General features: G+C 43.9%; 5 protein-coding genes. All 5 read right to left on the bottom strand.

Annotation, left to right across the window (positions count from 1 at the left end; all coding sequences use genetic code 11):
• A partial coding sequence (locus tag WMO75_RS17500; protein WP_349078617.1) for a M56 family metallopeptidase occupies positions 1 to 1,239 on the bottom strand: 1,239 nt, incomplete at its 3' end.
• A 6-nt stretch (positions 1,240 to 1,245) separates the two neighbouring features.
• Positions 1,246 to 1,635 carry a BlaI/MecI/CopY family transcriptional regulator gene (locus WMO75_RS17495; RefSeq protein WP_055153430.1) on the bottom strand — a complete coding sequence of 130 codons (390 nt, stop codon included), beginning with the start codon at positions 1,633 to 1,635 and terminating at the stop codon, positions 1,246 to 1,248.
• A gap of 132 nt (positions 1,636 to 1,767) precedes the next feature.
• On the bottom strand, positions 1,768 to 2,670 hold the full coding sequence (locus WMO75_RS17490) for a hypothetical protein (RefSeq protein ID WP_015542765.1): 903 nt from the start codon (positions 2,668 to 2,670) through the stop codon (positions 1,768 to 1,770).
• Positions 2,671 to 3,080: 410 nt separating this feature from the next.
• Positions 3,081 to 3,866, bottom strand: a complete 786-nt coding sequence (gene srtB / locus WMO75_RS17485) for a class B sortase (RefSeq protein WP_349078614.1) — start codon at positions 3,864 to 3,866, stop codon at positions 3,081 to 3,083.
• 68 nt (positions 3,867 to 3,934) lie between these two features.
• On the bottom strand, positions 3,935 to 10,018 hold the full coding sequence (locus tag WMO75_RS17480) for a SpaA isopeptide-forming pilin-related protein (RefSeq protein WP_349078612.1): 6,084 nt from the start codon (positions 10,016 to 10,018) through the stop codon (positions 3,935 to 3,937).
• Positions 10,019 to 10,061 lie beyond the last annotated feature (43 nt).

Here is a 10,061-nt window from a genome sequence, read left to right as displayed (position 1 = left end):
CTCTTCGTCTACAGAATCCTCTGTATCTGTATTCTCTGTCACTCCTCCTTCGTCCTGTGTTTCAGCAGCTTTCTGCATAGTTACCATTTCAGAAAACGGTGCATAATCCGGTACATTATTTTTCTCTGGATCTGCATTTTTTTCAATACCAGACTTCTCCGTCTCTACTGAAACTGTATCTGTCCCGGCAGAGACATTAAATACCAGATTACCGCCTGCAAGCAGCAGCGTCACAAGAATTCCCGGAAGAATTCCTTTGCGGAGTTTCCGAATGTTCACCATATACAGAATCCGATCTTTAAACACCATTTCGCTGTCATTAAGACTTGCTGTCACATATGGAATCTGATTTTCCATGGCCACTGTCCTGAGAAGCAGCTGTCGATATAATTTATGTTCCTTTTTATTAACTCTGCGAACAACCGCTGTATCACACAGATTTTCAATATCCTTATCCGCTTCTTTCAGCATGATAAGAAGAAAGGGATTGAACCAGTATATCGATGCACAGATTCGAAGGAGCATCTTATACCAGAGATCCCGATGGCAATAATGTGTAAGTTCATGGTAAAAGATAAGTTTTCTTTCTTCTGCTGAATACCCGGTTGCTGGTAGATACAATTTTGTATGTAAAAGTCCTGCAAGAAGCGGTGTGGTAAGACCTGCGTTTTGCCTGAGTTCCGGTATTCTGCGTACGTGCTTCTTTTGACACGCTGCACGGTACATCTGAATACTCACCGTATCACTTACCTGTAGACTCATCCGTTCCAGATTCCTTATAGAAAAATAATATGCCAGCAATTCTCCTGTCAGTTTAAGTACCGTTACGCTCAGCCAGACAGCAGCAAAAATCAAAGCCACAATTCCCAGCCATTTATCTGATTCGTACCTGACAGTTCTCTTTTGTTCCGGGATTTCTGTCAGATTTTTCATGTCATTGCTCGCAGATGATACGGTTTCTGTTATCTTCTGACTTTTCTCTGGTCTGACTGCGTAATCCGTTATCTTCGGGTTTTGCGTATTCTGTTGACTGCTTCTAAGTACTTTGAAATCCACCAGTGCCAGATTCTCCGGAAGGCGCACCGGAACACAAAGGCTTATCGTAATCAACAGCCAGATAAAGTACTTCCATCTCGCTGATACACGTCCTTTAAACAGAGTCGCAAGCACTTTTACCAGTAAAATTACTACTGCTGCAATAATGTTCAGTTTCAGAATGTGCAGAATGAAAACCTCCATAATTTGCTATTCCTCCCTGTCCTCCAGGTTCTTAAGAAATTCACTGAGATCCTGGACTTCTTCCGAGCTGATTTTCTTTCCATGATAAAGTGAAGTTACAAACTTTTTTAGTGAATTCCCATAAAGCTTCTCAAGAACACTCTGGCTTTCATGTGCCTGATAATCTGACTGCGAAACCAGGGGTGTATACAGATTCATTTTTCCCTGTTTCGTCACTTCCACGAAATTTTTGTTCTCCAGTCTGGTCAGCAATGACAAAATTGTTGTTGATGCAAGATTTTTCTTCATATTGATCACTTTCTCAATCTCCGGTCTGGTCATCGGCGGAGTATTATTCCAAAGAACGAGCATAATATCCAGCTCTGATTCCGGAAGTCTCTGGTAAGTTTTTTTCACTTTTTCATACCTCCTGTTACATATTTTCTACAAATGTAGGAATAACTCTATTTTACCACAGTTCACGGAAATGGCAAGGGCTTTTGCACAATTTGCAAATGCCCTTGCCATTCCTGCAGCTACTGACCACTATCAGTCTATTTCTGTATAACTGCTGCCATTTTCATCACTCCATGTCCCGTCTCCGTTGTCCGTAAATCCTGTACCATTTTCATCCTGGAAATAATAATCACCATTTGTAGTTTCCGTAACCGTCACAGTATTACCGTTTGCATCCTGAAGGTCATGCTGTTCCAACGTATGTCCCAGATGATGAGTATCATCATTCAGAGCTGAGTAGGTATTTCCATTTTCGTCGGTATAAGTCTCATCCCCATTATCGGTATAGTTCATTCCATCATCTCCACGATATTCACAAGAATAATCTTTGTGAAGAATGTAATTAATCTCAATGGTATTTCCATCACTGTCAACTAATGTCATTGGTGAGGTAGAAAGGATATCGGAATCATCATTGCTGTCCGAGGATTTTGCAGAAGCATTTTCTTCTGTATCGGAGGAATCTGAATCTCCTCCTGACTTCTGACTGGCAGTATCTGTAGTTGCCTTATCAGAATCATCAGAAGAATCATCGGTCTGGTTTTCATTCTCCTGTCTGGTAAGTGAAGGATTTCCAGGATACGAAATATATTCTACAAATTTTCTGACGTCACTGATGTCATCTGCATCTTTTGCATATCCCACTGCCATATACAGGCTGTTTCCCTCTGAATAAATTGTCTGATAGCAGGCATCGTATGTGTCATTGCATTTGGCAATCCCTGTTTTGACATCCTCCAGTGAATATTTATAGATATTTACATAATCATTTCCGTTCGTATAGCTTGCATAGGTACCTTCCGTATCTGCTTTTTCCCATTCAGATCCAGCCGGCGGCTGTGTATAGAAATCGTTATTTCCTGCTGCCATAACCGTTGCAGCTGAAAAAATCCCAAGTGTTGCTACCGTCATAAGTGTCATAAATTTTGTCTTCATCGTGGATTCTCCTAGAATTTTATTTTCTACATCTGTAGAAGTTAATTGTATTCTACAACTGTAGAATACAATTGTCAATTCTTTTTTCTATATTTTTTTATCATTTCAGTTTAATTTCTATTTTTCCTTCCACTGGGCTATATAAATCCAGAGGATCTTCATCACTTTCATAAACACATCCTTCGCCTTCTCCAAATGATTTGCGGCATACTGGACATGATAGTCAGAACTAACATTTCTTTTTTCATTTTTCTGCAATCATATTTCCATCAAAAGAGCCATTTTACGCCATTCCTGCAATAAAAAAAGGCCCTCCCGGATAGACCATGATTGTTCCTGTCCATCCAGAAAGACCTGAAAATAAAAATGTTATATTTTTTAGAAATTATCCATTAAATTTCTGCAAGCATTTAAATAAAATCATGGGTTTTGTTTTCCACAAACTCCCCATCAAAGAAAGCAAGAGCATCCGTGGCTTCCTGTACTTCTGTTTCCTCGTCAGAATATTCTATCTGTTCACCTTTCTCTTCCTGCCTTTCACACCATACGACCAGACGTTTGGAGGCATCTGTTCCACAGGTAGAAAGCAGAAGCGTCGGAACTTCTTCCTGCGTTCCAAGTAAAAAAGCATCTCCATCTGCCGGTGTATACTCGCATTTTACGATCACAAAGATCCATACCCCTTCATCCGGAAGATACAGATAGAGGATATGGTGTTCTTTTAAAAATTCATCGTCAAGGAAATTTCGAAGTCCGCGGAACATGCTGCCATCTTTCATATTGTGGCCATAAATGATGTTCTTGTCATCAGAAAAATCGGCATTGTTATCGGAATCCAGGAAAATGGCCCCTGCCACATGTTCTGTCTTCTTAAAAGTATGCGTCAGGTAATAGGAGTCATCGTTTCCCTGGACTACCGGATAATCAATGCTGGTATCCGGGATCCGGATCCATGCAACGATATCCGGATTGATCTTTTTTAATGCCTTAAAATCAACCACGGTCTGTTTCCCATCGCTTCCGTCTGTTCCTTCTGTGTGGTCATCCTCATCTGTTTCCTTGACGTATGTATGCAGGTCTTCATATTCCTGCACACCTTCCCGGTACATAAAGTAAATGCCAAAACCGGTACATACGCAAAAGCTGAGTACCATCAGGCAGACTGCCACGATCATGATTTCTTTTATGTGTCTCATACAAACCTCCGATTATTCTTCCTGGAAAGAGGGCTGCCGGTAAATCGAGCAGCCCTGAACCGTATTCCTTAATTTCCTTTTTTCTTCTTATACCAGATCACGCCGCCAATGCCGCAGGCAGAAAGGACTGCCAGAAGGATCGGAAGCCAGATGTTGGTGCTGTCCCCTGTTTTCGGGCTGTTTCCTGTCGGTGTGCTGCCGGAAGGGGATTTGGTGTTTTTGATCTCTTTTACGATCTCGATCACCTTGGTTTTTCCGTCTTTGTATTCAAAGCGGATCTCTTCTTTTTTGCTGCTTAATTCATAACCATTTGGTGCTTTGGTCTCTACCAGGATATATTCCACGGTTTTCTCTACTTTTCCATTTTTATAAGTAGCAATCGGAATCTTGCCGCTTGTCGCTGTTCCGGTCTTATCCGTTACCAGTTTTTCTACGACTTTTCCGCTTTCCTTTTCACGCAGTTCAAATTCTGCTCCTGAAAGGGCTGCCTTACTGGTGGAATCGGTCTTTTTGATGACCAGTTTTCCATACGGATGTGCGTCCTTCATTTTGACTTTCTGGACTTTTCCAGTATCTTTTACCGTAAATTTCACATCTTCCGCAATGAGGTATCCATCCGGGGCCTGCTCTTCACGAAGGGTATATTCGCCTACCGGAAGTTTTTCGACCATATGCGGTTTATCCGTGGACGTCCAGCTTTCAACTTTCTTTCCATCTTTATCCAGGATGATCAGTTTTGCTCCCGGTACCTCACTGGAATCCGTAATGTCTTTCTTGCTGATTTCCACTTTGGTCACATCATCAAGCATCTGGTGTTTCTGTACTTCTTTTGTGTTTTCGACGGTAAATTCAATACTTTCCGCAGTCACATAACCATCTGCCGGCTTTGTTTCTGTCATCTTGTATTTCTTTCCTACGATAAGACCCTTGATGATATGTGCTTCCTCTTTGGATACCCATTCATCCACCGTATTTCCATTCTCATCTGTTACCTTTAAGGATGCTCCCGGAAGTTCTTTTTTGTCCGTCAGGTCTGCTTTGGAAAGTTCTACCGTAGTCTGTTCATCTTCAAAGGTGAACGCATACTCTGCAACACTGGTTCCACTGCCCTGGTACTCAAAAGTGAATTCCTGCGGTTCCTGGTCTGTTACATAGCCATCCGGGGCGGCAAGTTCCTTAATGTAGTACCTGCTGTCAACCGGGAGATCTGCAACAAACTGGATCTTTCCATCCTCATCTGTGGTCTTCAGTTCGATCAGGGTGTCTTTCGCAAGGAGTACTTTTCCTTTAGAAGATACGATATCGTCTGCTGCATAGAGGCCAAAGATTGCCCCGGAAAGTACTTTGTCACTGTCCTTTTCTTTTTTCAGGACTTCCACCTGTACCCTCTGGCGCGCATTCTGCCAGTCGGCACTATAAGTAACCAGAGGTGTATCCTGGTCACGGTATGTAAGATCCACATATCTTGGTTCATTATCCAGAACGTAGCCATGTGCGGTCTCTTTTTCCACGATGTAATAACGTCCAAGCGGAAGGTTATCCATCTGGGCGATGCCATTTCCATCTGTTGTAATGGAGCCGACCAGTTCATCTGCCGCATAATAATCTGCACTTACCCCGTCAGCTGCACGGATGGCTTCTGCCGCGTAAACATTGAAGGTTACATCAGTCAGGTTTCCGGTCACATAGTTGAACAGGTGCTCGATCATGCCTTTTGCATTGTCAAGAAGGGATACGCTGTCTAAGAATTCCCCTTTCTTGTTTACCAGAAGTCTTGCTACCGGGACTTCATCTTCCATTTTGACTTTCTGTACTTCTGCAGTATCAGAGATCGTAAACTCTACGTCTGTTGCACGTAAGTAACCGTATGGTGCAAGCTCCTCACGCAGAATGTATGTTTTTCCAACCTGAAGTCTCTTGATCACATGAGGGGAATCTTTTACGGATGTCCAGGAATCGATCACGTTGCCATCCTTATCCAGTACACTCATGGAAGCCCCGTCAAGTTCTGTTCCAGTCGTGATGTCTGCTTTTGTCACTTCTACCGTTGTCGGCTGGTTTTTCTTCACGGATTTTAATTTGATCGTTTTTACGTCCTGGCCCTGGTATGTGGCATCAAATTCCAGGATCTCATCGGAAGATACATAACCCGCCGGCGCCTGCAGCTCTTTTACATAGTATCTGCCAAGCGGAAGATCCAGCGTAAACGCTGCCTTACCTTTTTCGTTGCTTGTGATCTCCTGAAGCAGTGTATCTGCTTTTACGATTACCTTGTCGCCGGAAGAAATTGCTTCTTTATTGTATAATCCAAAGGTTGCACCTTTTAAAGTCTTTCCGGTCTCGGCATCCTGTTTTTCCACACTCAGCTCTACTTTCTGGCGTTCATTGGAAAATTCCAGTTTTTCTTCGATCTCCGGTGTGTTCTGATCCTTATAGATAAAGGATACTTCCTGACTGTCTGGATTTAAGACAAATCCGGCCGGTGTTTTTGTTTCTTTCACACGGTATTTTCCAAGCGGAAGATCTTTGATAACAGCTTCCCCATTTTTATCAGTGATCACTGTTTTTACCAGGGTATCCTTTGCATAGATCACGTGACGGTTTCCCTGCTCGTCCACCTGATGATCCGGTGTGAAAATATCTTCTGCTGCGTAGATTTCAAATTCTGCCCCTTCCAGGGAAGTTTCTTCGTATACAAAATCCTTTTTAAAGGATTTTAAGGTTTCACCGGATTTATGGATCACCAGTTTACCTTTGACCGGATGGTTTTCATAGGTCACGGTAATAATGGCATCCCCGCTGACAGAATCCATCTGATAAGCTGTATTCTTGTCAACTTTGATCTCCACATACTGGGTATTCTGGGTGTAGCCATCCGGCGCGCTCACTTCCTCGATCCTGTAATTTCCGCATTTTAAGGATTCCGGAAGGATCAGGTAACCATTTTCGTCCGTAAAATAGGATTTATGGACAACCGTATTTGGATAGGTCGTTACCTGTTCCACATACTTTTTCGCATCCAGGTCATACACTTTGAATTCTGTATTGGCAAGGAGGACCAGCTGTTTGGTCTCATCATCCTGTTTCACGATCTTAAGCTTTGCTTTGAACTCATCGTCCAAAAGGACTCTCCATACCTGCGGTGTGCTGCTGTTCTCGGTTACGGTTACGATAAAATCATCTACCGGCATAAAATTATGCGGTGTTGTAGTCTCACGGACAATGTAGCGTCCATAAGGAATCGGGATGCTGCACGCATAGCCGCGTTCATCGGTAAACATTTCTGTTTTTCCGTCTTCCGTAAGAACGATCGGGGTCGCATTTGTAAAGTCATAACTTCCATCGTCCTTTACAGTCAGGCTGCTGATCAGATAAGCAGAGAATCCGGCACCTTTTAAAAGATCCGCATCGGTCTTATCATTATCCGCTGCTTTGATCAACTGGAATGGCTGTTTGATCACGTCTTCTTTGGAAACGGTATTTCGTTTTACCGTCTCTACCTGATCTCCTTCGTAGTTACAGTTTACATCATGCTCCTCTTCGTCCAGAAGATAACCTACTGGAGGCGTGATCTCCTTCAAATAATACTTTCCAAGATACAGGTTGCTTACACTTGCTTTTCCCGCTTTATCGGTCGTCAGGGTAGCTACCTGCTCGTCCTTTTTATAAAGGACTCCGCTCCTGCCATCCGGATGGTTAATGTCTTCCCTTGCATAGAGCCCGTAAATGGCTCCTTCAAATACGGCATCTCCCTGTGCGCTGTTTCCTGTCTTGCTGTCTTCTTTTACCAGGTCGATTGTTGCATTTACACGTTTATTTGTAAAGGTATAGCTAAAGTTTACCTTTTCTTCCTTATCATTGGTAAACTTAAAAGTGAAGGTGTAAGTATCCTCACTGTTTCTAAGGTAAAGTTCCGGTGCCTGGATCTCCCGGATGCTGTAGCTGTAATTGATCGGAAGTTCCGCTTTATAAGAAGCTTTTCCATCGGCTCCGGTCGTTGCTTTTTCAATCAGTGTTCCTTTGGGAACAACGGTCTTACCATCAACTTTGATATCTTCTGCTGCATACAGCCCGTAAATACCTCCGGAGAGCGGATTTTTGGTCTCTTCGTCCTGTTTTTCCACACGGACTGCTGCCTTCTGGCGTTCATTTAAAAATGTTGCACTGCCAGTCTGCACTTCTACGGTCTGGCCTGCATACACAAGCTCGACATTCTTGGACTCTCCTTTGCATACATAATTATCCGGAGCCTTCGTCTCGGTTACTGTGTAGGTGCCAAGATAGAGATCTTTTAACGTAACGCTTCCGTCATCTCCGGTAACCAGATTATCCTTGACAAGCGCACCTTTTTTATAGATGAGGGTGCCATCTGCCGCCTTGATATCTGCACCTGCATAAACACTGTAAACGGCTCCTTTCAATTTCTGTTTTTCGTAGGTAAATGTCACACCATTTTCCGTGACGGCAGCTCCGGTGAGCACTTCTCCTTCTTTATAAATGGTGAGTGCACCCTTTTGCTCTTTATCCGTTAAGTTCTTGGAAGCGGTCTGCCCCACGACCAGCTTTACCCCATAGGCTTTCGTATCCAGCACATATCCGGACGGGCCTGAAATCTCACGAAGGTAAACGGTATCCTGTGTTTTGGTGATCTTTACTTCGGATTCCCCTTTTGCATTTGTTGCCGGCATTTTTTTGATAAGTTTCGTGCAGGCTTCATCTGCATAGATGCCGTAAACGGCACCTGCAAGGAGCGCGTTGCTTCCCTTATCTTTTTTGATGATCTTGACCGTTGCTTCATCCGGCCAGTCTACCTCCAGGTTCAGCTCCAGTGTATCGGTATAATATCCAAATCCGATATCCTGGCTGTTCGCCAGCTTTAAGAGCATGGCATGGAAATTAAGCGGATAGTTGGATGTGATCGCATATTTTCCTTTCAGGCTTCCAATATTCTGGGTGGTTGCTTCCAGATGGAATTTTTCACCGCCCTTTACGCTCACATTTCCGGTCCCGGTTTTTCCTGTCGTCTCATTTACAAGGGAGACCCCGTTTTCCAGATGGATCGTGATCACAAAAGCTGCATTTGCCTTCCATGTAAATGTCGGGCTCTGGTTTCCATTTGCAGAAGCACTGAGCCCTGGTGTCAGTTCCATGGTCGTTGGATCCGGCATCTTTGAAAGGGCTGCCTTGATCTCTTTTAACATGTTTTTGGCAGTTGTCGAAAGGGAGCCGCCAAATCCGGATTCCCCGTCATATAAATAATCGACCAGATAATGCTGCATTGCACGGGTCTCGGAGGAACAGCCGTATTTTTCCATGATGGATTTGATATTATAGCCGTTGAATGTGCCGCCCCATCCGGGACCGCCATATCCGTAAAACATGGCCTTCCTTAAATAACGGTCATCGCCACCTTCATCCAGTTCGACCATATTTTTATAAGTCGTTCCACTTGGCGGGGACTGTTTACTGTGCTGCATACAGTATGCATAGACGGTATAAGTCTTTCCGCCTGCTTTGTAACGGATATACTTATAGGAATCATTTCCGCCCTGTCCCATAACAGAATCAAACGGATGCAGTTTTCCATCTGAATAATAGTAATAGGTATTAGCTTCAATGTCTGTTGAATCATCCCACAAGTCTCCATCGGAAGCTGCCACGGTACTAATACCGCCCTCAGCCTGGTCATATAGCACACTTAATGCAACATCATCTTCCGGCATCTCAAAGCTGAAGGAATTTGTTCCCTCATCGTAGCTTACTTCTGCATACAGAAGATCTTCGGTATTCTCTGTCTGGTTTGCTTCGACAAGACTTGTTCCCACTGCGATCAGGCTTCCCTGCGGGATATCACCGGAAAAGTTGACCATCTCCCCCGTCTGGTAACGTCCGTCCTCGTGGTCCAGTTCAATATTGAATTCATTTCCCTGTACGATGTCAACCTGATGGCTTCCATCCTCTGGTTCCTCATCGGAAAATCCTTCTGCTTCCTCTTCTTCTGGCTCCTCCGTTTCTTCCGGCTCTTCCAGAGTTTCCGGGGCATCTTCCGGGCTTATGGTCGGGAGGACGGGGTCTGCCTCCGGTTCGTCATCGCCGGTTTCCTGTTCCTGACCGCCATTGGATCCGTCTGTTTCTGCTTCCCTTGGTGTCACAGTAATGTTTCTGGCAACCAGATAGGCTTCCCCCGATGCGGGC

The sequence above is a fragment of the Blautia intestinihominis genome, assembly GCF_040096655.1.
In the GTDB taxonomy this organism is placed as follows: Bacteria; Bacillota; Clostridia; order Lachnospirales; family Lachnospiraceae; genus Blautia_A; species Blautia_A intestinihominis.
This window is presented reverse-complemented; position numbering and strand designations above follow the sequence as displayed.